Origin of the sequence: Neoalteromonas facilis (assembly GCF_002807665.1) — a bacterium.
Classification (GTDB): domain Bacteria; phylum Pseudomonadota; class Gammaproteobacteria; order Enterobacterales; family Alteromonadaceae; genus Alteromonas_E; species Alteromonas_E facilis.
Map to the genome: position 1 here is coordinate 509,193 of NZ_PEAY01000004.1, position 25,377 is coordinate 534,569.

Consider the following 25,377-nt stretch of genomic DNA (forward strand, 5'->3'; position numbering starts at 1 on the left):
TTAAAGTGTGCTTACCAACATGCGTAAGCGCGGCGCAGTGTACGCGAGTAAACGCAATAATGGAATATTTTTACTCCGGGGGTGACAAATAATTATGACAATTATGTAATAAAACTGTCATAGATTTTCTGCATACTTCCCGCCAGTTTGGATAGTCGGATCTTGCCGACTTTTTAATTATCTGGGATACGCGCATATGACGTTTAAGAATTCACTACCATTAGCACTGATTGCCAGTGTTTGGGTAATGCTACCTGTGCACGCGCAGGAAGATAAATATTTAGAACCTGTGGTTGAAGTGGCTAAGGAAACAAATGAATCCGCAGCAAACTCTCAACAACGCATCAATCAAATCACCGATCAGATTGATGACAAGCTTCAACAGTTCAAAACGCTGAACAAAGAGATTGAAGGCTTAGACGTATACAACGAACAGCTTCGTCGTCAAATTGCAAACCAAGAGCAAGAAATGGCTGACTTGAATTCTGCAATTGATGAAGTGAGCGTTATCGAGCGTCAAATCACCCCATTAATGTTGCGCATGATTGAAGGCCTTGCACAGTTTGTTGAGCTGGATATGCCTTTCCTTCCTGAAGAACGTCGCAAGCGTATTGCTGATCTTCAAGCGATGATGGATCGCGCTGATGTTGCACCATCTGAAAAATTCCGCCGCGTTATGGAAGCGTATCAAGTTGAAATGGATTATGGCCGCACTCTAGAAGCCTACAACGGCATTCATATGATTGATGGCGAAGAGCGTGATGTGGAATTCCTTCGTCTTGGTCGTACAGCGTTGATCTGGCAAACACGTGATGCGAGCCGTCAAGGTGTTTGGAACAAGCAAACACGTCAGTGGGAAGAGTTAGATTCTAGCTACCGTACTCAAGTCACCAAAGGCTTACGTATGGCTAAAAAGCAATTGGCACCAGATCTTCTGATGTTGCCTGTAGCGTTGACGGATTAAGAGGTTAGCAATGAAACAGTTAGTTAAAATTACACTTGCAGCGGTAACCTTTGGCCTTATGTCTGGTCAGGCGCTAGCTCAAGACCGCGCACTAGATCTAGACGCGTTGTTGAAACAATTAGAAGAAGGCAAGTTTGCTCAGACGCAACAAAACTCTCAGCGTGAGCAAGAGTTTATGGCGAAGCGTGCGGAGCAAGACCAAATCTTGCGCAATACCGAAAGTTTACGTGACCAAAAGTTGCAAACGTCAGAGCGTTTGGAAACGAATTTTGAAGAGAACGAAATTCAACTAGCCAACCTAAACGAAACGCTAAACAACCGTTTAGGTTCATTAAAAGAGTTATTTGGTGTGTTACAGCAAGTGGCTGGCGATACCAAGAATAAATTTTATAACTCGGTTATTTCAGCTCAAATTCCTGGCCGTGCAGATTTCTTAGATGAAATGGCGCAGTCTATGGGGTCTAGCTCTAAATTGGCGTCAATTGAAGAAATTGAGCGTGTATGGTTTGAAATCCAGCGTGAAATGACAGAATCAGGCAAAGTCACCAAGTTCACTACAGATGTAGTAGAAGCGGGTGGTAAGAAAGTGTCTAAAGAAGTTGTGCGTGTTGGACCATTCGCGCTAGTTGCTGATGGCATGTACTTAGACTACAACAGTGCCACAGGCACAGTTGCTGAGCTAGTGCGTCAACCGGCAGATCGGTATAACGACAGCGCTGCTGAATTACAAAATTCAAACGGCGACCTAGTTCAATTTGGTGTAGACCCAACAGGTGGTTCAATTCTTGGTTTATTGGTTCAAGCACCTAATTTACGTGAACGTGTAGAACAAGGTGGATTGGTTGGTTACATCATTCTTATCGTGGGTGCGATTGGTTTGTTGCTAGCTCTTGAACGTTTGGTGTCGTTGACATTGATTCGTGCCAAGGTCAACCGTCAGCTGAAATCGGATACCTTCAAAAATGACAACCCGCTAGGCCGTGTTATGCAAGTGAAAGATAAGTATCCAGAAGCGGATACTGAGTCGCTTGAACTGCACCTGACTGAGGCGATCTTAGGTGAAGTGCCTAAATTAGGTCGTAACCTTACTATCATTAAGATTATCTCTGTCGTAGCACCTTTGATGGGTCTATTGGGTACGGTAACCGGTATGATCAATACCTTCCAAGCGATTACTTTGTTTGGTACGGGTGACCCTAAATTGATGGCAGGTGGTATTTCGACAGCCTTGGTTACAACCGTATTGGGCTTGGTTGTTGCGATTCCTACTACGTTGCTATACGCAATGTTGAATACACGCAGTAAGAACATTGTGTATATCCTGCAAGAACAAGCGTCTGGTGTTATAGCGGAACGTGCTGAACGGAGCTAACCCATGATCGAGATTTTCGAAGCAATACGCGATTTTACAGAGACAGGTGGTCAGGTTCTCCTGGTCATCGGTCTGCTGATCTTCGTGATGTGGCTATTGATACTCGAACGCGCTTTTTACTTGTTCTTTACATACAAACAGGACAAACGAGCGGCTATTACTGCATGGAAAGCACGCCAAGACCGCTCTTCATGGTTTGCAGAACAGATTCGTCAAAAAGCAATTTCGAGTTTGAGTATTCAGCTCAACGGCAGTATTCCAATTATTCAAGCGTTGGTGGCGTTGTGCCCACTGTTAGGCTTGATGGGTACAGTGACAGGCATGATTGAAGTGTTTGATGTTATGGCCATTTCTGGCTCGGGTAATGCCCGCTCAATGGCATCAGGCGTATCTAAGGCGACTATTCCTACTATGGCAGGAATGGTGGGTGCTCTGTCAGGCGTTTTCGCCGCGACTTGGTTAACACGCACAGTGAAGTCTGAGCGTATGCATCTAGAAGATGCGATGGAAATACAGCGTTAATGATTTTCTGATGCAAAACGCATCGGGAATGAGGAATTAGATTATGAAGCAGCACTTTCAGAACTTAGTAGATGAAGAAGAAGCAACAATTGATATGACGCCAATGCTGGACGTTGTATTTATCATGTTGATTTTCTTCATTGTAACCGCCTCTTTCGTTAAAGAAGCCGGTATTGATGTGAATCGTCCAGATGCTGCAACTGCGGTACAGAAAGATCGCGCTAATATTTTGGTGGCAATCTCTGATACGGGTGAAATTTGGATCAACAAACGTCGCATTGATGTTCGAGCAGTTCAAGCCAATATTGAACGCTTACATGCAGAAAACCCTCAAGGTACGGTTGTTATCCAGGCCGATCGTAAATCGACTACAGAAACGTTGATTAAAGTCATGGATGCTGCGCGAGCGGCTGGGGTTTATGACGTTTCAATAGCAACGCAAGAGAAGTAAACAATGCTCCGATTTATCAGTGCAATTGTTCTATCGCTTGTCATCACACTGGGACTGTTTTTCCTGATGCAGTCACTGATCCAGTCGGGTGGCAGTGCGCTCACTGAACCTCCTGAAGGCAGTGTGCTGGACTTTGTTCGCGTGAAGCAAGATGAACAAGTAGAGGCAAAGGAACGTAAACCACGTAAACCGCCTCCGCCGAAAGAGCCTCCGCCGCAAATGGAACAGCCGCAATTGGATTCACCTTCACCAGATGGCGAAGGTGCGGGGTTGGATTTTGCTGCAGACGTGTCGGGTGATGTCGCTTTAGACGGTGGTTTGGCGTTGGAGTCGGGAGATGGTGAATATCTACCGATCGTGAAGGTTGCTGCGGTTTATCCACGCAGAGCTTTGCAGCGTGGTATCGAGGGCTTTGTAATTGTAGAGTTTACCGTTACCAAACAAGGCTCGGTTCGCGATCCCATTGTTGTTGAAGCGAATCCGCAAGGTATTTTTGAACAAGCCGCGATGGATGCGGCATTGAAATTCAAATATAAGCCACGTGTTGTGAACGGTGAGGCAACAGAAGTGTCTGGTGTTCAAAACCGCATAACCTTTAAGATTGATGGGTAATCCTGATGGTATTCACTAAGCACATTATGAAATTAGCGGTGAGTAGTAGCTTAATGGCCCTAACCCTAGTGGTTGGGTTAGCGACTAGCGCACCGGTAACTGCACAAGATACCCCCGCCAGCCAAAAACAAACGAGAAAAGTACCGGCATTACGCTCCCGCGTATATGACCAGTTATCTCGTGCTCAGAGTCTAGCGGATGAAGGCAATGTCAATGGCGCTATTGAGGTTCTTGATGAAGTTGAATCCAAATCAAGCTCGATGAATAGCTATGAGTTGGCGATGTTGTACAACTTTTATGGCTTTATTTACTACAACGCTGAAGATTATGACAAAGCGATAGAGTCATTCGAAAGCGTAGTGGCGCAGACACCTATTCCAGAAACGTTTGAACAAACGACGTTATTCAGTTTGGCGCAGCTACATTTGATGCGTGGCAACTATGCAGAGAGCATTACCGCACTCGAGCGTTGGGAATCGCTTGCAAAAGGTGAAATTCCGCCGAAGAACTTAGTCATCAAAGCGCAAGCTTATTATCAGAATAAGCAATATGCTGAAGCAGAGCGTTATATCACTAAGGCTATCCAAGATCATGAAGCAGAAGGCATGATCCCTGACGAAGGTTGGTTGATCCTGCAACGTGCGGTGTTTTATGAGCTTAAGCAACCTGAAAAGGTTAAAGATGTACTCGTCAAAATGGTGCGTTTGTTCGATGAACCTAAATATTGGGTGCAGTTAGCGGCCATGTACGGTGAGCTTGAACGTGAACAAGAGCAATATGCGCTAATGGAAGCGGCTTATCAGCAAGGTTATGTTACCTCTGCATCAGATACCTTTAACATGGCGCAGCTGTATTACTTCCATCAGGCCCCTTATAAATGTGCTCGTTTAATGGAACAAGCGTTAGCGTCAGGTGTTTTAGAGCGCAATCTACGTAACCTTAAGTTCTTATCGCAGTGCTGGTCACAAGCGAAAGAAAATGAGAAAGCCGTGCCGGTTATGCAAGCGGCGGCAGAATTGTCGGAAGATGGCGATTTAGACGCTCAGTTAGGTCAAATTTATCTCAACATGGAACAGTGGGATAACGCTGTTGCCGCGTCTCAAAAAGCGATTGAAAAGGGCGGTTTGTCTAACCCTGGAACGGTTCATTTGGTGTTAGGTATGGCCTACTACAATCAAAGACGCTTTGTGGATGCATTGAATGAGCTCGCGGAAGCAGAGAAATTCTCAGGAAGTCGCGGTATGGCGCAACAATGGGCTAAATACGTTGAAGGTGAAAAGCGTACATTTGAGCGTAATCAGGCTGAATTAGGCGCAAGCGAGTAATTAGTTTAGGTAGTGAGCAGAAAAACGTCGCATTAGCGGCGTTTTTTTTTGTATATTGGTTCTACAATAATAATAAAACCTATATTCCCCCTATGAAAATCAATTGCGTAAAGCGTCATATCACGCTTGCTTTAGCTGTTTGTATTATGACAGCGTGTTCTCCAGCGAAACAAAACACTATCTCCGAAGGATCCAACGTGACAGAAACCTTTCCTCGCCTTAAACAATTGGATACACCTGCTCCTATAGTTGAAGCCAGAACCAGTTCACGTACTTATCATGGGATCCAGCTTGATGACCCCTACTTTTGGCTAAAAGATCCGAACTATCCCAATACCCAAGATCCTGATGTGCTGGCTTATCTAAAAGCTGAAAATGAATATTTTGATCAGTTTTTAACGCCACATAAAGCGTTGGTGGAGAAGTTGTTTGAGGAGTTTAAAGGGCGAGTGGACGAGACTGACCGTTCTGTTCCCTATGTTAAAAACGGCTATGAATATCGATATGAATATAGACAAGGGGATAACTACCCAACGTATTTGCGCAAACGTCTGGGCAGTGATGAGGAAATGGTCATCATTGATGTCCCTGCTTTAGCGAAAGACTATGACTATTTCGTGCTCGGGGATTGGACCGTTTCACCAGACAACCGTTTGCTTGCTTATACTGTAGATACCAGTGGTGATGAGCGTTACACCACAGTGGTAAAAGATTTAACCACCAATGAGATTTTGCCGGTTGATTTAAATGATATGGGGGGAACGGTTGAGTTTACTCCCGACAGCAAAGGGATTGTGTACGACAAGTTGAGCGCCGATCGCTGGTTTACTGAATCCATTAATCTAAGACGTTTGAACCCCAGCGCTGATGAAGACATTGATAGCGTTTTGTTTACTGAATCCGATCCTAAATATTTCCTCAGTTACTATTTTACATCCGATGATCGTTGGTTGGTTAAAACCTCAGAGACAGGTGGAACTAACGAGGTTGCTATTATCCCCGCAGATGATTTATCTGCTGAGCCTATCGTCTTGGTCAGTAAAGCGGATGGCATTCGAGCAGAACTAGACGCCGCCCATGAACAGCTGTTTATGTTGGTGAATGATGAACACGTTAATTCGCGATTAGTGCGTATTGATGCACAGAGCTTATCCCAAAAAGCGAGTGACCGTAGCCAGTGGTTATCGCTTATTGCGGGTAGCGATCGTCAGTATTTGACAGGATTCCAAACGTTTAACGACTTTATCGCCATAGCCTTATCGATTGACGGTGTTGAGCACGTGCAATTGCATAATTTTGATGGGGAATTGATCCAGCAGTTGTCTTTCCCAGAAGCGGCCCGCTCTGTTGGTTTGGGGGCTAACCCAGAGTTTGAACAGCATCATTTGCGCGTCAACTATGAATCGATGATAACGCCAGATACAGTGTTTGATTATCAAGTCGATACGCAAGACCTGATCACACGAAAAGTGAAGCAAATTCCATCAGGTTATAACCCGGAGGATTACATCACTGAGCGTTTAATGGCGCCCGCGCGCGATGGTGCGAGCATTCCTATATCGATTGTGTATCACAAAGACTTCAAGCGAGACGGTCAAGCGCCAATGTCCTTGTACGCCTACGGCGCGTATGGCTCAGGCATCAGCCCGAACTTTTCCATTGATCGCATCAGTTTGCTAGATCGAGGTTTCTCATTCGCGTATGCACACGTTAGAGGGGGCGACGAAATGGGATATCAATGGTATCTAGATGGCAAACTCGACAAGCGTATGAATGCGTTTACCGATTTCATTGATGTGGCTGAGTTTTTGATTGATCAACAATACGTCAGTAAAGGCAATATCTCGATCGCTGGACGCAGTGCGGGCGGCGAGATGATGGGCGCGATGACTGTTCAAGCCCCTGAATTATGGCGTTCGGTTTCACTGGTCGTGCCGTTTGTGGATGTACTGAATACCATGCTAGATGAAACCTTGCCGTTAACGCCACCAGAGTGGCAAGAGTGGGGAAATCCGATTAAAGATAAGCAAGCGTTTGAATTCATTCAATCCTACTCGCCTTATGACAACATTGTTGCGCGTGAATATCCGCCTATGCTGGTCACCGGAGGTCTGAATGACCCTCGAGTAACCTATTGGGAGCCAGCTAAATGGAATGCCAAAATGCGTGCGACTAAGACCGACCAAAACTTGTTGGTTATGCGCATGAATATGGGCGCGGGGCATTTTGCTAATAGTGGTCGTTATGGTCGACTGAAAGACCGAGCAGAAGAATACGCCTTTCAGTTGTTAGCACACGGCATTACGCAATAGGGAACGAGATAGAATGCGACAAAAGAAACTCATTGCGGCATCGATAATTGGCATTGCTATCGTACTGGTGGCAGTTTATGCCAGTAGTATTAAACGTTTGTATACGGCGATAACGCTATATGATGAAGATAAGATAGCGCAGAACTTTGTCTCTATGGCGCAGTCCTTCAATGTTACCACGTTGTCAGCCAGCAGTGAGCCCATTGAGTTTCCATACCAAAAAGCAGATGCTTCAGACGCAGTAACGATTGAGGACAGTCCTTATAAAGAAAGTGTGAAAGATTTCGTTCTGGCCAGTCGCACCACCGGTTTAATGGTCATTCAGGATGGGAATATCGTGTATGAATACTACGGTGAGACAGGGGGGCAAGATGTTCAACATATGTCGTTCTCGGTGGCGAAGTCTTTTGTCTCAGCGCTTTTCGGTATCGCTTTGTCACAAGGTCACGTCAAGTCGATTGATGAGCCTGTGGTTAACTATGTGCCTGAGTTAAGTGAAAGTGGTTATCGCAATGTGACCATTAAAGACGCGCTGCAAATGTCCTCAGGGGTTAAATTCAATGAGAATTACGCGGATTTCAACTCGGATATTAACCGCTTTTCCCGCGCCATTGCTTTTGGTACGTCTTTAGATGACTTTACTGCATCTTTGCAATCAGAGCGGCCTCCCGGTCGAGTACATCATTATGTCAGCATCGACACTCAAGTATTGGGTATGGTGCTGGTGCGAGCAACGGGGATGAGTTTGACCGAATACGCGCAACAGTATTTGTGGGAGCCCTTGGGCATGCAAGACGATGCGTACTGGATGCAAGATGACGATGGCATGGAGCTGGCGTTGGGCGGGCTCAATATCACGGTGCGTGACTATGCTAAGTTTGGTTGGTTATATGCCAATGCGGGGCATTTAAACGGTCAACAAATTGTGCCGGCGGATTGGGTTGATGCCTCTACCCATGCGCAAGATGAGCATGTGAAAGGATCGAATGACATAGAGAATACCGTTGACTATGGCTACGGTTACCAATGGTGGCTTCCCCCAGGACGCCAAGATGAATTTATGGCCCGTGGTATTTATGACCAATATATTTATGTGGATCCAGATGCTAAGGTAGTCATAGTCAAAACCTCAGCGAATCACCGATTTAACGATAAGTCATTGCAGTGGTCATCGCGTCATTTAGCCTTGTTTAGACAGCTAGCTAAATTTTATTCAACTCATAATAATTAACGATCAGGAAGGAAAATGAATTTACGTATCACAAAAGTAGCGTTGGCATTGAGTGCAGTGCTAGCGCTAGGTGCATGCTCAAAAGCACCTGAATCACAAACCAATTCAGCCAGCACTGCCGCTGCGACGGAAGCAACAGCCGCAGCGACTCAAACGGAGTCTGAGCGTTTAAATCAATGGTTTGAGACGAAGTATGAAGAGCAACTGATGCAATCGCCATTGACCCTAACATCATTAGGGCGAAAAGAGCGCTATGGTGAGATTGATGATATGTCTGAGGCGGCTGATGAAGAGCGCTATAACTGGTTAAAGACCAGTGTTGAAGAGCTTAAATCTCAGTTTGATTATGATGCGTTAAGTGCCGATGCGAAAATCTCTTACGACATTTGGGTATATGGCTATGACGTTGCTACGGCAATGCGTCCATTCCAACGTCGAGCCTATATTTTCTCACAAATGTCTGGCCCGCAGAGTTCATTGCCAAATTTATTGATTAATTTCCACAATGTCACCAGTGCGCAGGATATGAGTGATTACATCTCACGTATCAGTGGACTTGCGACAGGTGTTGCTCAACTCTTAACGCGAGCGCAACTACATGCCAGCGAAGGTGTACGCCCGCCTTATTTCGCTTATGACGGCGTAATCGAGCAAGCGACGAATTTGATCACGGGCTTACCCTTTACCGAAGACAGTGACGAAGACTCCGCTATTTTTGCTGATGCTAAGCGCAAAATTGCGGGCTTAGTGGAAGCTGGCACTATTCAACAAGCCGAGGCGGATGCATTCGAACAACAAGTGCGCGAAGCATTGTTGACGGACTTCTATGCCAGCTATAAAGCATTGATTGATTGGCATAAAGCTGACCGTGAAAATGTGTCTGAAGAAGCGCAAGGGATGAGTGCCTTACCTGATGGGATAGCGGCTTACAACGCAGCTTTATACAATTCGACGACGACGCAAATGACCGCAGATGAAATTCATAATGTGGGTTTAGCGGAAGTTGCGCGTTTACGTCAAGAAATGGAATCTATCAAGGATAAGGTTGAGTTTGACGGTGATCTGCCTGCCTTCTTTGAGTTTATTAAAACCGCAACAGATGACGAGCGCTTCTTTTACCCCAATACTGACGAAGGTCGTCAGGGGTATATTGATGATTCCACCGCTTATCTCGATTATATACACAGTAAGTTACCAGAATACTTTGGTATTTTGCCGAAAGCTGATTTGATCGTTAAACGGGTTGAAGCTTTCCGTGAACAACCAGGGGCTGCGCAACATTATTACCCTGGCACGCCAGATGGTTCACGTCCGGGTGTGTATTATGCCCACCTGATTGATATGACATCGATGCCAAAGAATGAGATGGAAGCGATTGCTTATCACGAAGGAAACCCTGGCCATCACATGCAAATATCCATTGCTCAAGAGTTAGAGGGCGTGCCGACATTCAGAACACAGCAGTTCTTCAATGCTTATGTAGAAGGTTGGGCATTGTATTCTGAGTTATTGGCGAAAGAGATGGGTGCCTATGAAAACCCCTATTCAGATTTTGGTCGTATGGTAACCGAAATGTGGCGTGCTATTCGTCTAGTTGTGGATACAGGTATTCATGCTAAGGGCTGGACTGAGCAACAGGCGATTGAGTACTTCCAGCAGAATTCACCTGTACCCATTGGTCAAATACAGTCAGAAGTTAGACGTTACTTTGTTTGGCCGGGACAAGCCACGGGTTACAAAATCGGTATGATCAAGATATTGGAGCTGCGTGAAAAAGCACAGCAGGCATTGGGGGATAAGTTTGATATCCGCCAATTCCACGACATAGTGCTTGGCGGCGGTGCTGTTCCGTTACCGATCCTAGAGCGTTTGATTGACGAGTGGATTGCGTCGAAGCAAGCCGCTTAATCTGCGGAGGCGCTTTTTTGAATGAGCGCCTTCACACGCAAAATAATGTTATTCCGGCTGTTTAACGCACTGTAAATATGCACGGCGTTTTCAGCCGGAAAGATTGCTGATTTCAATAATTGTTGGCAATCATCACTTAACTTGTCGGCCACAAGTTCAATCGATACCGCCATCGTATTGGGATAAAGCATTTTCTTTGTGCAATTCGAAATGAGCTCAAATGGGATGCTTAAGAATTCTGATTTAGCAGGATCATAAACCACATACAGATAGTCATTGTCATGTAATATGTTTGGCCAGCCTCGTTTGAGCCGACCACTGATAATTAACGCTAGAATCGCGATAGCAAAAAGACTCGAACTTATCACCTTTATCACAAATGGCACTTCTGGTTTAGCGATAACAAGCCAATACAATAATGCGCCAAAAGAGAGGGTGAAGCCCCCCACAAGCCACCTCACTGCTCGACCCGATGTGCCGCTGATCAACTCTAATTGCGCGAGTTGCTCATGGGTTAGGATAACCTTGTTGATAGTGTTATTCGTTGTCATGGGGTTCAAATTGCCTGTTTACTATTGGCGCGAAGTGTATATGAGCGGTGGTTAAAATGCACTGTTATCGACGACGTCATGGGCGACGTTTTCGACAAAGTATTCTACATGTTCGATGGATATCGTTATCGAAGCGAGAGAGGTGTTAGGGCTGTGCATAGCGGCCCCGCACAGAATGGCGCGGGGCACCGTTTACACTATTTGCGTAGTTCCCTGCGCAGTATCTTGCCTACCGTCGACTTAGGCAATTCATCCAATACGTGAAGTTCTTTCGGCACTTTATAGGCCGTCAATTGCTCGCGGCAAAACGCGATAACCTCAGCTTCATCAATGGGCTGAGATACCGTGACATAAGCGCACACGCGTTCACCCGTTTTGTCATCTGGAGCGCCCACTACAGCCGCTTCAACGATAGCGGGGTGTGAGGTGAGTATATTTTCTACTTCATTGGGGTAGACATTAAATCCAGACACCAAAATCATGTCTTTCAGACGATCGACGATTTTAATTGCTCCGCTGGGGAGTCTTACACCGATGTCGCCTGTTTTAAAGAACCCATCGGCCGTCATCACCTCAGCAGTTGCATCATCACGCTGCCAATAACCAAGCATTACCTGAGGACCTCGAGCGGCAATTTGTCCTTCTTTACCATCTTCCACAGGCTTATCGTTTTCATCCAACAGTCGTATTTCAGTGCCTAAAAGAGGCGTGCCAATAGTGCCTATTTCTTCCGCGCCCGGTTGGTTAAAGGTAAGTACTGGCGCTGTCTCTGACAAGCCGTAACCTTCGGTAATGCTGCAACCCGTTACGGCTTTCCATATATCAACCGCAGCACTGGTCAAGGCTGTGCCGCCTGACAGTGTTAGCTTCAATGCCGAAAAGTCCAACGCTTTGAAATCAGGGTGTTGGCCAAGACCGACGAACAGAGTATTGATACCAGCAAACGTGGTAAATTTATAGGGTTTGATCGCACTGATAAACGCATCGGGATCACGCGGGTTAGGAATAAGAATGGTGAGGCAACCTTTGGCGAAGAACGTCATCATACAAACTGTAAATGCGTATATATGATATAGCGGTAGCGGACAAACAACGATTTCCTCTCCGCTGCGGAAACTTTCACCTAGCCTATCCAAAGTTTGTACGCTATTACTTAATACGTTGCCGTGGGATAACGCAGCGCCTTTTGAAAGACCCGTTGTACCACCTGTGTATTGCAACATGCACAGTGTGTCCATGGTCACTGCTGGGCGCGAAAACGCAGGCAGTTCAGACCCCTTGGATATTGCTGATGTAAGCGAAACATACTCTGCGTGCTGAGGTTCTGTAGCAGGATTTAATAATTCCGTTGCTGATGTAATGATGACCGTTTCAATACCGGTATCAGCTTTGATTTTTTCAAAATTAGGCAGAAGATCCGCAAGAATAATCAGGGCTTTAGCGCCCGAATCACTAAACTGATGTTGCATTTCTCTTGGTGTATACAAAGGGTTTGTATTGACCACAACCAAACCGGCTCTTAAAGCCGCATACACCGCAATCGGATTTTGTAATAAATTGGGTAACTGGATCGCGATTCGATCGCCAGGTTGGAGTCCAGCGCCATGTTGGAGGTAATTGGCCAACGCGGCTGAACGCTGCTCTATTTCAGCAAATGATAGCGTCTGTCCTAGTGCAGTATACGCTGGCGCATCACCATAGGTGGCAAATACGTGCTCAACATAATCAGGGAGAGAGTGGACATTTTCTGGCAATAAATCTTGGAACATAGCGACTCGCTTTTATTATTAATGTGACAGAAGTTCAGCATATACGGATTGATTTAACAATTCGATTACATTTATGCACAAATATAGCGTGGCTGAATCTGAAAATGTATATGACGAAAGTCGCAATGGGGCGTTAACGCGATGATAGACGAGCGAATGTCCAGCCACCGACCAAGCCTGCACAGCATTGAGATAAAAATCCCAACGTCGAGCGGGCACCTGCTATTAAGGTGACGTTGAGAATGGGCTGCATCGCTAGCAGCATAATGGCTATAGCCAAAGCGCCGCCTACGACGAATACCCAGTTAGGAGTGCGCAGTATGTATTTGCTAACGGCGGTTAGCGATAAAAATGCGATCAATAGACTGAGCATGATCACGGGGCCGTAGGTGAGACCTAGTCCAGCAAGATCGCTGGCTGTCATTGATACCCACTGACTTGCAGAGACATCAATATCAATTTTGAGCAGTTCGAGGAGAACAAATTGTGAATGTGCGATGCTGGCAAGCAAATAAGTCACAACACTGGCAATCAACCACGCTTTTATCCACCTAACGGCATTTTTCATTGAATAACATCTCCTCTAAATCGCAATCACCATAGCGGTAGTGAATTTGCATTACAATCTAATTAGGCTAGATTACAGCCATACACTATAGCCATAAGATCTCTATGTTCCAGCCCTTTGTGATGTCGAATATTCGCCTATTGTCTTTTGCCTTTCTCATCAATGCTGTGATTTCCATTGGTATTCAAGCCCATGCTAATACTGCCAATGAAATGTTTCCTGAAGTCTCGATAACGCCGTTTCATTCGTCTTTGATAAACCCTTGGGCGATCAAACAGTTACCGACTGAAGAATGGCTCATTACATTGAAGCAAGGGCAAATTCGATTGGTGTCTAAAGATGGTGAGCCGTTAGCCGAGTTTACCCATATGCCCGATGATTTATATGTGGCCGGTCAAGGGGGCTTAATGGATGTCGCACTGCATCCAGACTTTAACCAAAAGCCCTTTGTGTATATCACCTATGCAGAAGGCACTGCAGATGCTAATCATCTTGCGGTCGCTAGAGCAACATATACACAAAAAACATTAGGTGATTGGGAAGTGATTTTCCGTGCTGAACCAGATAGAGCTACGCCGGTGCACTATGCCGGTAGGATGGCATTTTTAGCGGACAGTTCATTGCTAGTGACAAGCGGTGATGGCTTTGACTATCGAGAGCAAGCGCAGGTTAAATCATCCCACTTAGGAAAAGTGCTGCGTATGAGCGATTCGGGCACACCGCTGGCTGATAACCCCTACTATAAAGGCAATGGCTCTCCGATAGATTATGTGTACACATTGGGCCATCGTAACGCACAGGGATTGGAGGTCGATTCAACCAGCAATCTAATTTATTTAAACGAACATGGCCCTGCGGGTGGAGATGAGATAAACATACTACGAGCAGGCCAAAATTACGGTTGGCCGGTGGTTACCCAAGGCAAAGATTACAGTGGTGCGAATATCACGCCGTTTGATGATTATCCAGGCATGCGGGCCCCCATCGTCAATTGGACACCATCCATTGCGCCCTCATCCATGACCGTTGTGCACGGCGATTTATATTCTGCTCTGGAAGGCGACTTGCTGGTTACCTCACTGGCGGCGAAGCGCTTGTACTGGGTCAGAATTGTCAACCAGAAGAGTGTATTTGCTATGCCCGTTGTTGATGATTTACAACAAAGGTTACGTGATATTCACATGGGGTTGGATGGGGCGGTCTATATACTGACTGACGGGCCCGAGGCATCAATTCTGAAAATGTTACCGAAGTAAGTAATTCTGGCGATGAATGGCGGCTATAACTAAACAAAAGCTCCATCAAGATTTAATTTGTACCGTCAAAGCGCTATACTTCGCCTGTTAAATTATCCATTTATTTTAAGTACGCGTCGTTCGCGTATTTATTGAACCAACCACGAGGAATCGAATAGTGTTAGAACAGTATCGCAAACACGTTGACGAGCGCGCTGCCGAAGGCATTCCACCAAAGCCACTCAGTGCTGAGCAAGTCGCCGAATTGGTTGAACTGATGAAAAATCCACCTGCAGGTGAAGGTGAATTTTTACTCGAACTACTATCAGAACGCGTACCTCCAGGCGTAGATGAAGCCGCGTATGTAAAAGCGGGCTTTTTAAGCGCGATTGTAAAAGGTGAAGCTGAGTGCCCACTGATTGATAAAGATGCGGCTGTGCAGTTGTTAGGTAACATGCACGGTGGTTACAACATCGAAACGTTGGTGTCATTGCTTGATGATTCGGATTTGGCAGAGCTTGCAGCGGAAGAGTTGAAGCACACGCTATTGATGTTTGATGCCTTCCACGATGTTGAAGAAAAACACAAAGCGGGTAACAAGTACGCGACTGAAGTTATGCAGTCATGGGCAGAAGGTGAGTGGTTTACCTCTCGTGCCGATTTACCTGAGAAAATCACTGCGACGGTATTTAAAGTAACCGGCGAGACCAATACAGATGATTTATCACCGGCGCCTGATGCGTGGTCACGTCCAGATATTCCTTTGCACGCACGTGCAATGTACAAAATGACGCGCGATGGTCTTGAGCCTGAAAAGCATGGTGAAGTAGGCCCGCTTGCGCAAATCGAAGAGATCAAAGCGAAAGGTAACCCAGTTGCATTCGTAGGTGACGTTGTCGGTACTGGTTCTTCAAGAAAATCAGCGACCAACAGTGTACTTTGGTTCTTCGGTGAAGACTTGCCAGGCGTTCCAAACAAGCGCGGTGGCGGTATCTGTATTGGCGGTAAAGTTGCACCTATTTTCTTCAATACCATGGAAGATGCTGGCGCATTAGTGTTTGAAGCTGATGTTGACAACATGAACATGGGTGATGTGATCGACATCTATCCACTAGACGGCAAAATCTTGAATGCCGACAGTGGCGAAGTACTTGCTGAATACAGCTACAAGTCAAAGGTATTGCTAGACGAAGTACGTGCCGGTGGTCGTATCAATTTGATCATCGGTCGTGGCTTGACTGAGAAAGCGCGTGAGTCATTGGGCATGGGTGAAACAGACTTGTTCCGTCGTCCAGAGCAACCAGTTGATACGGGTAAAGGCTTTACACTGGCACAGAAAATGGTGGGTAAAGCATGTGGCGTAGACGGTATTCGCCCAGGTACTTATTGCGAACCTAAAATGACAACAGTTGGTAGCCAAGACACTACGGGTCCTATGACGCGTGATGAATTGAAAGACCTAGCATGTTTAGGTTTTACAGCCGATTTAACAATGCAGTCATTCTGTCACACGGCAGCCTATCCGAAGCCTGTTGATATTGATACGCAACACACATTGCCTGATTTCATCATGAACCGCGGTGGTGTTTCATTGCGTCCTGGCGACGGTATCATCCACTCTTGGTTGAACCGTATGCTATTGCCTGACACTGTGGGTACTGGTGGTGATTCTCACACTCGTTTCCCAATGGGTATTTCTTTCCCTGCAGGTTCTGGCTTGGTAGCGTTCGCAGCCGCGACAGGCGTTATGCCACTTGATATGCCTGAATCAGTACTAGTCCGTTTCAGTGGTAAAATGCAGCCTGGCATCACATTACGTGACCTTGTTCACGCAATCCCACTTTATGGTATTAAGCAAGGCCTATTAACCGTTGCTAAGAAAGGCAAAATTAACGCCTTCTCTGGTCGTATCTTAGAAATTGAAGGCCTTGAAAACCTAACGGTAGAACAGGCATTTGAATTGTCAGATGCGTCAGCTGAGCGTTCTGCTGCAGGTTGTACCATCAAGCTATCTGAAGATTCAGTTGCTGAGTACTTGCGTTCTAACATCACCATGTTGCGTTGGATGATTAACGAAGGTTACGGCGATCCACGTACGCTTGAGCGCCGTGCTCGCAAGATGGAAGAATGGTTGGCTAACCCAGAACTGATGGAAGCTGACAAAGACGCAGAATACGCAGAAGTTATCGAAATTAACCTTGATGACATTAAAGAGCCTATCTTATGTTGTCCGAATGATCCTGATGATGCGAAAACGTTGTCAGATGTTGCGGGTGACAGTGTTGATGAAGTATTCATCGGCTCGTGTATGACGAACATCGGTCACTTCCGTGCGGCTGGTAAGTTACTTGAACAGTACAACGGTACTTTGCCTACTCGCTTGTGGATCTCACCACCAACGAAAATGGACCAAGCGCAGTTGATGGAAGAAGGTTATTACAACATTTATGGCCGTGCCGGCGTTCGTACAGAAATGCCAGGATGTTCATTGTGTATGGGTAACCAGGCACGTGTTCTTGCCGGTACCACGGTACTGTCAACGTCTACACGTAACTTCCCGAACCGTTTAGGTGACGGTGCTAACGTTTACTTGTGTTCAGCAGAACTTGCTGCTGTTGGTGCAATCGTGGGTCGCGTTCCAACGACTGAAGAGTATATGCAGTACGCAAGCAAGATTGACTCTATGAGTTCTGAAGTGTTCAAATATTTGAACTTCGATCAAATGGATGTCTTTAAGAAAGCTGAAGAAGCGGCGAAAGCCAAGATTATCCCAACGCTAAACGTTGCATAATCGGTCTACGTAAAACAAAAAACCGGGCAACGTGATACGTCGCCCGGTTTTTTTTTGAATGAATATGAGTAAGTCCTACATGTTATATCACTTTCGATGGCTAATCGTTTTGGTGTCGCTTAGTATCGCTACACTTATTGTGTTCGCAGATGAATACGATCCCGTGTCCTTTGGACAGGCGGTTGTCGAAATTAATCAGCAACGATTGACGGTTGAATACGCCACTACGTTTGAACAACGATCGCGAGGTCTGATGTTCCGTAAGGAGTTGTGTGACTCATGTGGCATGCTGTTCAAGTTGGAGTATCCAAGGTTTGCCGGATTCTGGATGAGAAACACCTACGTGCCTTTGGATATTGCGTATATAGATAAGCAAGGGGTCATTGCTGATATTAAGCCAATGTTTCCGCTCAACGAAGAGCCCGTGCCTTCGTCGCGCAAAGTACTGTATGCCCTTGAGATGAACCAGGGGTGGTTTGCAAAAAATAATATTGAAGTCGGTGACAAGGTCACCTTTGTTAGCCAGTAAGTGAGTTATTTTAAGAGGAGATGTTAGCCGTGAGTAATGCTATCAATGTAGCTAAGTTTGGGGGCACCAGCGTTGCTAATTTCGGCGCTATTAGCCATTGTGCTAACGTTGTTAAGCGCAATCCCGAAACGCGCGTCGTGGTGGTGAGTGCCGCAGCTGGCGTAACGAATTTCTTGGTCCAACTGGCGTTCTCTCCGCTTTCTCAGGCTCAGATCGCTGAAGTGTGCGAGCAGATAAAATCCATTGAGTACGCCATTCTTGAGCAACTCGATAACAAAGCATCTGTGCAGCCCAAGCTAGATGATTTGTTGACGGAGATTGAGCAACTCGCGCATCACGAAGAAATTTTACATCGACATGACTTAAAAGACGCTTTGATGTCGATGGGTGAACGGATGTCGTCTCTGTTATGCAGTGAAGTGTTTAAACAAAACGGCATTGAGGCGCTCAACTTTGATGTACGTAAGGTGCTTATTACCGATGACACTTACGGCGAAGCCGTGCCGAATGTAGAACTTATAAAGGTGCGTTCAGATGAAGTGTTGGCGCCCGATATCAAGCGTCATGTGATCGTCACGCAAGGTTTCGTCGGGGCTGATGAAAGCGGCAATACCACAACGCTAGGACGCGGTGGTTCAGACTTCACTGCCGCATTATTAGCGGAGGCACTGAATGCCAAGAGCTGCGAAATTTGGACCGATGTTATAGGTGTATACACCACGGATCCAAGACTCACCCCGGCAGCGCGCCCATTACCAGAATTGAGCTTTGAAGAAGCTGCAGAAATGGCAACATTCGGTGCTAAAGTGTTACACCCGGCAACGATGGAACCAGCTCTGCGCAGAGATATACCGGTTTTTGTAGGGTCAAGTCGCGAGCCCGAAAAAGGTGGTACGTGGATTGTGCGCGACTGTGAGCATGAACCACCTTACAGGGCAATTACCCGTCGTCGTGAACAGGTTATGGTCACGGTGAAAACACCGAAAATGTTGTATGCGCAAGGTTATTTGGAGAAGGTGTTTAGCATCATTGCCAAGCATAAACTCTCGGTAGATTTGGTGACAACATCAGAGATAGCGATTTCGTTTACCTTGGATAATCCACCGAATTCTGTTGCGGAGAGACTTAACCAACGTACGATTGAAGAGCTTGAGACGATGAGCGAAGTAACGGTAGAGCAGGGCTTTGACCTTGTCACCGTTGTTGGAAATCATATGCAATCACAAAAAGGTGTGCCGAGTCGCATCTTTGCTGCAATTGCAGACTATAATCTACGTATGATTTGTTTTGGTGCTAACCCACACAATATGTCGTTTTTAGTGAAAGCTGAAGACAGTGCAGAAATTGTGTCGGTTTTACACAACGCATTATTTGAATGAGTAAACGCAATCTAAATATTCTCGCTGTGGATGACGACCGTGTCACCCTTGAACTATTAACTCTGATGTTGGATGAATATACATCGGGGCAGATTGTGGCGTTTGAAAATAGCCGAGAGGCCTTACTTGATTTGACTGAGGGCGAAACTAAGTTTGATCTAGTGATCAGCGATTTGATGATGCCTGACGTGACGGGTCTGGAACTTCTCGGTGCATTTCGTCTGCGAGATGTTCAAACGCCATTTATTATGTTGACCGCAAATGCGACACGCGAAAGCGTGCTAGAAGCGAGAAATTTAGGCGCAACAGCGTTTATTGCAAAACCTTTCACTGCCCACGATTTACTCGACAAACTCGATAGTATTTTTACTGAATAAATGTTGGCATACACCTTCGCGTTATGTCATTAGTCTACAAGGAACTTACATGAATTTTGATCAGCCATCACCCAGAGTCGGCACTGATGCATTTAAATGGAAAAAATATGCAGGCAAAGATATTTTGCCCATGTGGGTCGCCGATACTGAATTTCGTTGTGCAGATCCAATATTGGAAGCGGTTCAGCAAGAAGTAAACTCTGGGATTTTAGGTTACACATTGCCCTCGCAGCATACAGGGGCGAACAATGCGGTGATGCGTTGGCTTAAGGATAAGCACGGCTGGGCAATAGAGCCTGAATGGATTGTCTGGATGCCGGGTGTCGTGCCCGCTTTTAATGTTGCTTGTAAAGCACTGGCCACCAGTACGCATAAAGTTATTGTGCAGACACCGAATTACCCGCCACTGCTAGCAGCACCGCAATTACATAATGCAGAGCGTCTTGATGTTCCTACCGTACTGGTGAACGGTAGATGGACGCTGGATTTCAATATCCTCGAGCAGCATGCCTCAGATCCTGATTGTCATTTGTTTATTATGTGCAACCCAATGAACCCTGTGGGCAGCGCTATGACACAGGAAGAGCTCAGTCGAGTTGCAGACATTTGTACGCGACATCAAGTTACGCTGTGCTCTGATGAGATCCATTGCGACCTTATTCTAACGCCTGGCATTGCACATATACCGGCGGGGAAAATGCCTGCTCTGACAGACAATAGCATTACGCTAATGGCTGCAAGTAAGACCTTTAATGTAGCAGGGCTCGGTGCAGCCTTTGCGATCATTCCAAATGCCACATTACGTCGTCGATTTACTCAAGCGGCACAAGGTATGGTGCCTTGGGTCAATATTTTAGGGTTGGTAGCAACTGAAGCTGCGTTCACCTTGTGCGATGAATGGCACCAATCGCTACTACACTATTTACGCGGGAATCGAGAGTATTTAGTGGATGCAGTCAGTCGTATTGATGGGCTGACCGCACAAACCCCTGATGCCACCTTTTTACTGTGGGTAGACGCGAGTGGACTCGGCGTAGACGATACACAGAAGTGGTGTGAGTCCAGAGGGGTTGGTCCGTCACCGGGCGCAGACTTTGGCAACCGTGATTTCTTTAGATTAAATTTCGGCTGCGCGAGGGATGATCTGAAGCTTGCAATAAAAAGATTGAGTACGGGCGTTTAAAATACGCCCATCAGTTTCCGCAAACCTAAGAATAGGGTCATACAAACGATACCCGCTCCCAGTATATTCATGCCGATTGAATTTCGATAGTCACCCAAATGTGACTTGTTGTTCATGACGATCAGTAAAAAGACCGCGATAAAGGGTAGCAGCAAGCCATTGGTTGCTTGAGCAAATAACATGACGACCAATGGTTTTATCCCAAATGTTGCTGTGATCGCGCCTAAACACAACACACTCAACCAGACTCCCCTAAAGGCGGCAGAGTTTCTTTCGGTAGACAACTTCAGGGCTCCACATACTGCGTAGCCTGCAGCAAGTGGGGCGGTTATTGCACTGGTTAATCCGGCAGCAAACAGGCCTACAGCAAATACGCTGCCAGCAGCCTCACCGAGCAAAGGTGTTAATTGCGATGCTATATTGCCAGCATCAAGAGATTTTCCCGTTTGATAAAAAGCGGCAGTCGCAGTGGTCATAATGGCCAATGTGATAACGCCACCGGTCAACACTGCAAACAATGTAGTTCGGCGTTGAGCGTGAAGTTCAATATCGGTTGGGCGATCGTATTGTCTGACTAAACTGGCATGCAGGAATAAATTGTAGGGTACAATGGTTGTACCGATTAAGGCTAATACAATAGTAAAGGTGGAAGCGTCAAAGCGAGGTGCTGCTGCCGCAGCCAATAGTGCAGACCAATCCGGTTTAGCGGCGACAACAGTAATGATGAATATCACACTCATTAGGCCAACCAAGGCAACCAGCACTTTCTCGATGAGGCCGGCGTGACCAAACCACAAAATCGCGGCAGATATTACACCCAATATCATGACCCACGTTTGCAACTCTACGTTACTTAGCTGACTAAGACCCAATGCCGCGCCAGTTAAGTTTCCTCCTTCATAGGCTGCGTTACCAATACCGATGGCAGCGATAATCAAACCACAGGTTACGTATCGAAATGCCTTTTGGGTAAAAATAGCATGAATAGCATCGGCGAGTCCGAGTCTTGTAACCACGCCTAACCTGACCGTCATATCTTGTAGAACAAGCGTTGCGAATACAGAAAAGAGCAATGCCCAAAGTACATGAAAACCAAATTCAGCCCCGGCAATACTGGCGGTAGTAACGGTTCCAGGGCCGATAAATGCGGCTGCTACCAACCACGCTGCATAGCGATTAGATGGAGGCGAAGATGAAGTAGAGTTATGCACAGTGGCCTTTACGATGTTGGAAACATAAAACCTTCACTCTACGGTGATTCCTGTTAAGCTGCAAATGTGAAGTAGCATAGGGAGTCAAGCCAGTGTCTGCACTCGAGGAACTGTATAACCATCCTAATTGTAAGACTAAGTTGCGCAGCAAAGCCTTTGTAGAAGGCGTTATCGGGGCTGTCTCCTGTGCGCCGGAGATCCCAATGCCACCGCAGTGGATGCCTTGGGCTTTTAATCCATCTCAACCACCAACGGATGGTAATGACGACTTAAGTACCTTTGAACAAATTACGGACGCACTGATTAACCAGTTAAGAGACACTTTGGCTATATTACGCAGTGATGGATCGCTTTTACCCGGGGCTTATCAGTTTGATGGGTCAGCAGGAATAGATTCAGAACAAGCGCAATGGTTGACCGGTTTTTTATTTGCCCATCAGCAGCTACAGCCCGTTTGGCAAAATGCGTGGGATAATATGCAGACATGCAAACCGAATGAGGCAGAGGATGCTGCGAAAACGCTACGTCATTGCCTTAAGGTTTTTTCGGTATTGGCTGACCCAGAGGCAATCATGGCAAAAGATACGGATTCTGATTTGATTGAACAGTTACCGAGTATCGCAAGAACATTGCCGCGCGCTATCCTACAATACAGCACTTTGGCCAATACACTGGCCAGCCATTTACCCAATCAGTTTGAGTCTTTCACTCAGCAACAATCAAACTAGCGCTGTTGTTCGATATCGCTGCGTTCTCTAATCGATACTAGATAACGTTCGAGTTGATGTTTGGCATCTTCGTAGGCGCAGTTCAGTTCGTCAGACGCTGGGTCTTTGATGAGTTGCTTGAAGGCTTCATCGGTTTGATCGATAAGCTGTTTTAAGTACGAGTTATTGACATCCATTTCAACTCCTAGATTGAATTAACGTTGAGCGTTAAATATTACATTCCGTTATGCACATCACATCGGCTTGACTACAGCTAACAGAACAATAGCCAGAATTGCTAGCACCGGCAATTCATTCAGCATGCGATAAAATACGGGTTTGCGCATCGGTTTTTCGGCTGCAAAATCCCGCAGCACCTTTAATAAATAGAAGTGATACGCATAAATCGCAAGTAATATTGTTAATTTTATGTGAAGCCACCAAGAAGCAATAAACCAATCTCGACCATAGGTATAAATCAGAGCAATACCAAACACAGCGGTTAGCACAGCAAATGGGGTGACAAACCACCACAAACGACGCTCCATGATACAAAACTGCGCTTTCACTTCGGCACTTGCTGTTTCAGCGTGATAAACAAACAAGCGTGGCAAATAAAACAAACCCGCCATCCACGCCAACATAAAAAAGATATGTAAACCTTTAAGCCATAAAATCGACATAAGTCCTCTAGTATTGCTCTCTCATTAAATAGCTTCGCAGCATATTCCAGGTAATAACCCCAATTAATTGCTCATGGGAGTCTTGGTAAATATAAACTGCACCACTGCGCGCTGACTGCAGTGCCTCGTATACTTCTGAAAGCGTTGCCTGAAAGCTCAACCCCTCCATGCTGACATAGTGCAAAGCTGAACCGTCATGCTCCAAAGAAACGTTATACTCGACCAACTTATACTGAACGTCTATTTCGAAGTTAGAACGCTGCACAACTGGGTGAGTCGGCGCTTTGTCCAAAAACGCTAAGATTGCTTTGTCAGGTGCGTCATAGAACATTTTATATTCAGTATCCATCACCGCTAATACCCCAGTTTTCTGCAAGGCTTCTCGTACTGAAGAAGTTGCATAGGGCAATTTCTGGTAATCTAATTGCTGTATAAAAATGGAGCGATTTTTTAGGAACTGTGTCGAGGTTACATAGGCAGGTACTATCACTAACATCGCCGGTAAAATAATTTGCGGGCTGTAAGACAATTCCATGACAGCTGACAATGCCGCCAATGGAGCATGCAGTACAGCGGTTAACATACCGGCGACGCCAAGTAGTGCGAAACTGCTAGTCAATTCGCTGGTATCAAAAAAGTAATTCATGGGGACCAGCAATAAGGCGCCAGCAATCATTCCCATTACCATGACAGGCCCCATTATTCCGCCCGGTATACCAAGACCAATAGCCGTGATAGTCAATAAAAACTTCACCGCTAGCACCACGGCTAATAGCAACAGCCCCGGTTGTTGCGTGAAAAGGCGGTCGACGGTCTCAAAATGCGCCCCCATGGCATCAGGAACTGCTGCACCTGCAATGGCGGTGATTGACGCCGCTAGGACAAGACGCCAATGCATGGCAACAGGCCTAAAGAAACGCATGACCATCATCAAATTGCGGTTAAATAAGGACGCTAAGCCACCGAGTAGAATACCGAACAATACAAGGTAAGCGTAGAGCCAAGCATTGAAGTCACCAAAGGCCAGAAAAGCAAGTTCGTTGAATTCACCGAATACTGCTCGCGTCAGTAATGAGCCACAAGCTGCGGCTAACATGACGGGCACAAAAATATGGATCTTGTATTCTCGCAGTACCACTTCCATGACAAAAATAACCGCGGCAAATGGTGTATTGAATGAAGCGGAAATCCCTGCGGCGATGCCACATCCCGCCAGAATGCGGATGCTGTTGTAGGGTAATTTTAACCATTGGCCAATAAAACTGCTGCCTGCAGCGCCCAAATGAACCGAGGGGCCTTCGCGTCCAACAGAGAAACCACTGGAGAGGGCCATCATGCCACCAAAAAACTGATTAATCGTGGTGCGAAACGGAATATGACCAAAATGATACTTAACCCGGTGGATAACAAACGGAATACCTAAACGGTAATGCTTAAAGCCTGTTAAGTAGGCAACGATTAATATTCCGATAACGGCCATGAACGGCATGATAAGGCGAGTGGTTATGCTGGTGCCATCATAGTCACCCAAGGTCGACAAGGCTTGCAATTGTATCCATTCGTAGCACAATCTAAATATAATAATCAGTGAAGCTGCCATAACGCCGGCAATAATTCCCAATACGCAGAGCTGAAAGCTGGTGCGTGGATGAGCAAGCTCGTAGCGAAGTCCTTGTAACGTCATGGTTGTGCAATGC

23 protein-coding genes are annotated in these 25,377 nt (G+C 46.1%); 16 read left to right on the forward strand and 7 right to left on the reverse strand.

The annotated features are described in order from the left end of the window. Window positions 1-247 precede the first annotated feature (247 nt). The 9 genes from CSH93_RS13740 to CSH93_RS13780 all read left to right on the forward strand — a co-directional run bounded on the left by CSH93_RS13740 (window position 248) and on the right by CSH93_RS13780 (window position 10,697). Window positions 248-964 carry a DUF3450 domain-containing protein gene (locus CSH93_RS13740; protein ID WP_240615612.1) on the forward strand — a complete coding sequence of 239 codons (717 nt, stop codon included), beginning with the start codon at window positions 248-250 and terminating at the stop codon, window positions 962-964. 58 nt (window positions 965-1,022) lie between these two features. After that, the gene (locus CSH93_RS13745) at window positions 1,023-2,336 is read left to right on the forward strand and encodes a MotA/TolQ/ExbB proton channel family protein (RefSeq protein WP_240615613.1); all 1,314 of its coding nucleotides are present in this window, start codon (window positions 1,023-1,025) and stop codon (window positions 2,334-2,336) included. Between the two features lie 3 nt (window positions 2,337-2,339). After that, a complete protein-coding gene (locus CSH93_RS13750; RefSeq protein ID WP_100643825.1) occupies window positions 2,340-2,858 on the forward strand; it encodes a MotA/TolQ/ExbB proton channel family protein in 519 nt (172 codons plus the stop codon). Between the two features lie 43 nt (window positions 2,859-2,901). Next, complete coding sequence (locus CSH93_RS13755; RefSeq protein WP_100643826.1) at window positions 2,902-3,309, forward strand: ExbD/TolR family protein; 408 nt, start codon at window positions 2,902-2,904, stop codon at window positions 3,307-3,309. A gap of 3 nt (window positions 3,310-3,312) precedes the next feature. Further along, complete coding sequence (locus CSH93_RS13760) at window positions 3,313-3,921, forward strand: energy transducer TonB (RefSeq protein ID WP_100643827.1); 609 nt, start codon at window positions 3,313-3,315, stop codon at window positions 3,919-3,921. A 53-nt stretch (window positions 3,922-3,974) separates the two neighbouring features. Further along, window positions 3,975-5,246 (forward strand): tetratricopeptide repeat protein, encoded by a 1,272-nt coding sequence (locus CSH93_RS13765; RefSeq protein ID WP_240615614.1) that lies wholly within the window; start codon window positions 3,975-3,977, stop codon window positions 5,244-5,246. Between the two features lie 197 nt (window positions 5,247-5,443). Then, the gene (locus CSH93_RS13770) at window positions 5,444-7,558 is read left to right on the forward strand and encodes a S9 family peptidase (RefSeq protein ID WP_240615603.1); all 2,115 of its coding nucleotides are present in this window, start codon (window positions 5,444-5,446) and stop codon (window positions 7,556-7,558) included. Window positions 7,559-7,571: 13 nt separating this feature from the next. Beyond that, window positions 7,572-8,789 carry a serine hydrolase domain-containing protein gene (locus tag CSH93_RS13775; protein ID WP_100643829.1) on the forward strand — a complete coding sequence of 406 codons (1,218 nt, stop codon included), beginning with the start codon at window positions 7,572-7,574 and terminating at the stop codon, window positions 8,787-8,789. Between the two features lie 15 nt (window positions 8,790-8,804). Then, window positions 8,805-10,697, forward strand: a complete 1,893-nt coding sequence (locus tag CSH93_RS13780) for a DUF885 domain-containing protein (RefSeq protein ID WP_100643830.1) — start codon at window positions 8,805-8,807, stop codon at window positions 10,695-10,697. Here the strand turns inward: CSH93_RS13780 and CSH93_RS13785 are convergent. The 3 genes from CSH93_RS13785 to CSH93_RS13795 form a co-directional block, all read right to left on the reverse strand. Beyond that, window positions 10,694-11,248, reverse strand: a complete 555-nt coding sequence (locus CSH93_RS13785; protein ID WP_100643831.1) for a hypothetical protein — start codon at window positions 11,246-11,248, stop codon at window positions 10,694-10,696. The genes CSH93_RS13780 and CSH93_RS13785 overlap by 4 nt on opposite strands. Window positions 11,249-11,445: 197 nt before the next feature. Further along, window positions 11,446-13,017 carry an AMP-binding protein gene (locus CSH93_RS13790; protein WP_100643832.1) on the reverse strand — a complete coding sequence of 524 codons (1,572 nt, stop codon included), beginning with the start codon at window positions 13,015-13,017 and terminating at the stop codon, window positions 11,446-11,448. A 133-nt stretch (window positions 13,018-13,150) separates the two neighbouring features. Further along, window positions 13,151-13,585 (reverse strand): hypothetical protein, encoded by a 435-nt coding sequence (locus CSH93_RS13795; protein WP_100643833.1) that lies wholly within the window; start codon window positions 13,583-13,585, stop codon window positions 13,151-13,153. A gap of 104 nt (window positions 13,586-13,689) precedes the next feature. Here CSH93_RS13795 and CSH93_RS13800 point away from each other — a divergent pair, with 104 nt between their 5' ends. The 6 genes from CSH93_RS13800 to CSH93_RS13825 all read left to right on the forward strand — a co-directional run bounded on the left by CSH93_RS13800 (window position 13,690) and on the right by CSH93_RS13825 (window position 21,079). Further along, entirely contained in the window at window positions 13,690-14,841 is a 1,152-nt protein-coding gene (locus tag CSH93_RS13800; protein ID WP_100643834.1) for a PQQ-dependent sugar dehydrogenase, read from the forward strand. 157 nt (window positions 14,842-14,998) lie between these two features. Next, the gene (acnB, locus tag CSH93_RS13805) at window positions 14,999-17,611 is read left to right on the forward strand and encodes a bifunctional aconitate hydratase 2/2-methylisocitrate dehydratase (protein WP_100643835.1); all 2,613 of its coding nucleotides are present in this window, start codon (window positions 14,999-15,001) and stop codon (window positions 17,609-17,611) included. A gap of 64 nt (window positions 17,612-17,675) precedes the next feature. After that, a complete protein-coding gene (locus CSH93_RS13810; RefSeq protein WP_240615604.1) occupies window positions 17,676-18,140 on the forward strand; it encodes a DUF192 domain-containing protein in 465 nt (154 codons plus the stop codon). Window positions 18,141-18,169: 29 nt separating this feature from the next. Continuing rightward, on the forward strand, window positions 18,170-19,519 hold the full coding sequence (gene lysC / locus CSH93_RS13815) for a lysine-sensitive aspartokinase 3 (RefSeq protein ID WP_205663347.1): 1,350 nt from the start codon (window positions 18,170-18,172) through the stop codon (window positions 19,517-19,519). Then, window positions 19,516-19,896, forward strand: coding sequence for a response regulator (locus CSH93_RS13820; RefSeq protein ID WP_100643837.1), 381 nt, complete (start codon window positions 19,516-19,518; stop codon window positions 19,894-19,896). The genes lysC and CSH93_RS13820 overlap by 4 nt, the downstream gene beginning before the upstream one ends. Window positions 19,897-19,945: 49 nt before the next feature. Continuing rightward, complete coding sequence (locus CSH93_RS13825) at window positions 19,946-21,079, forward strand: MalY/PatB family protein (RefSeq protein ID WP_100643838.1); 1,134 nt, start codon at window positions 19,946-19,948, stop codon at window positions 21,077-21,079. On the opposite strand, the gene CSH93_RS13830 is transcribed toward CSH93_RS13825, so the two are convergent. After that, window positions 21,076-22,290: an Nramp family divalent metal transporter gene (locus tag CSH93_RS13830; protein ID WP_100643839.1), complete on the reverse strand. Its 1,215-nt coding sequence runs from the start codon at window positions 22,288-22,290 to the stop codon at window positions 21,076-21,078. The two genes, CSH93_RS13825 and CSH93_RS13830, sit on opposite strands and share 4 nt — an antisense overlap. A gap of 92 nt (window positions 22,291-22,382) precedes the next feature. Here CSH93_RS13830 and CSH93_RS13835 point away from each other — a divergent pair, with 92 nt between their 5' ends. Beyond that, entirely contained in the window at window positions 22,383-23,018 is a 636-nt protein-coding gene (locus CSH93_RS13835) for a UPF0149 family protein (protein ID WP_100643840.1), read from the forward strand. Here CSH93_RS13835 and CSH93_RS13840 read toward each other — a convergent pair. From CSH93_RS13840 to CSH93_RS13850, 3 genes are read right to left on the reverse strand one after another with little or no spacing between them, the layout of a single operon-like run. Next, window positions 23,015-23,194, reverse strand: coding sequence for a hypothetical protein (locus CSH93_RS13840; RefSeq protein WP_100643841.1), 180 nt, complete (start codon window positions 23,192-23,194; stop codon window positions 23,015-23,017). The genes CSH93_RS13835 and CSH93_RS13840 overlap by 4 nt on opposite strands. A 57-nt stretch (window positions 23,195-23,251) precedes the next feature. Next, a complete protein-coding gene (locus CSH93_RS13845) occupies window positions 23,252-23,680 on the reverse strand; it encodes a CopD family protein (RefSeq protein WP_100643842.1) in 429 nt (142 codons plus the stop codon). Between the two features lie 7 nt (window positions 23,681-23,687). Beyond that, window positions 23,688-25,364, reverse strand: coding sequence for a chloride channel protein (locus tag CSH93_RS13850; protein ID WP_100643843.1), 1,677 nt, complete (start codon window positions 25,362-25,364; stop codon window positions 23,688-23,690). Window positions 25,365-25,377 lie beyond the last annotated feature (13 nt).

What these genes read in the sequence shown, in the direction of transcription:
- CSH93_RS13740 (WP_240615612.1), top strand. Translation starts at nt 248, where the DNA reads ATGCTACCTGTGCACGCGCAGGAAGATAAATATTTAGAACCTGTGGTT.
- CSH93_RS13745 (WP_240615613.1), top strand. Translation starts at nt 1,023, where the DNA reads ATGTCTGGTCAGGCGCTAGCTCAAGACCGCGCACTAGATCTAGACGCG.
- CSH93_RS13750 (WP_100643825.1), top strand. Translation starts at nt 2,340, where the DNA reads ATGATCGAGATTTTCGAAGCAATACGCGATTTTACAGAGACAGGTGGT.
- CSH93_RS13755 (WP_100643826.1), top strand. Translation starts at nt 2,902, where the DNA reads ATGAAGCAGCACTTTCAGAACTTAGTAGATGAAGAAGAAGCAACAATT.
- CSH93_RS13760 (WP_100643827.1), top strand. Translation starts at nt 3,313, where the DNA reads ATGCTCCGATTTATCAGTGCAATTGTTCTATCGCTTGTCATCACACTG.
- CSH93_RS13765 (WP_240615614.1), top strand. Translation starts at nt 3,975, where the DNA reads ATGGCCCTAACCCTAGTGGTTGGGTTAGCGACTAGCGCACCGGTAACT.
- CSH93_RS13775 (WP_100643829.1), top strand. Translation starts at nt 7,572, where the DNA reads ATGCGACAAAAGAAACTCATTGCGGCATCGATAATTGGCATTGCTATC.
- CSH93_RS13780 (WP_100643830.1), top strand. Translation starts at nt 8,805, where the DNA reads ATGAATTTACGTATCACAAAAGTAGCGTTGGCATTGAGTGCAGTGCTA.
- CSH93_RS13785 (WP_100643831.1), bottom strand. Translation starts at nt 11,248, where the DNA reads ATGACAACGAATAACACTATCAACAAGGTTATCCTAACCCATGAGCAA.
- CSH93_RS13790 (WP_100643832.1), bottom strand. Translation starts at nt 13,017, where the DNA reads ATGTTCCAAGATTTATTGCCAGAAAATGTCCACTCTCTCCCTGATTAT.
- CSH93_RS13795 (WP_100643833.1), bottom strand. Translation starts at nt 13,585, where the DNA reads ATGAAAAATGCCGTTAGGTGGATAAAAGCGTGGTTGATTGCCAGTGTT.
- CSH93_RS13800 (WP_100643834.1), top strand. Translation starts at nt 13,690, where the DNA reads ATGTTCCAGCCCTTTGTGATGTCGAATATTCGCCTATTGTCTTTTGCC.
- CSH93_RS13810 (WP_240615604.1), top strand. Translation starts at nt 17,676, where the DNA reads ATGAGTAAGTCCTACATGTTATATCACTTTCGATGGCTAATCGTTTTG.
- CSH93_RS13820 (WP_100643837.1), top strand. Translation starts at nt 19,516, where the DNA reads ATGAGTAAACGCAATCTAAATATTCTCGCTGTGGATGACGACCGTGTC.
- CSH93_RS13825 (WP_100643838.1), top strand. Translation starts at nt 19,946, where the DNA reads ATGAATTTTGATCAGCCATCACCCAGAGTCGGCACTGATGCATTTAAA.
- CSH93_RS13840 (WP_100643841.1), bottom strand. Translation starts at nt 23,194, where the DNA reads ATGGATGTCAATAACTCGTACTTAAAACAGCTTATCGATCAAACCGAT.
- CSH93_RS13845 (WP_100643842.1), bottom strand. Translation starts at nt 23,680, where the DNA reads ATGTCGATTTTATGGCTTAAAGGTTTACATATCTTTTTTATGTTGGCG.
- CSH93_RS13850 (WP_100643843.1), bottom strand. Translation starts at nt 25,364, where the DNA reads ATGACGTTACAAGGACTTCGCTACGAGCTTGCTCATCCACGCACCAGC.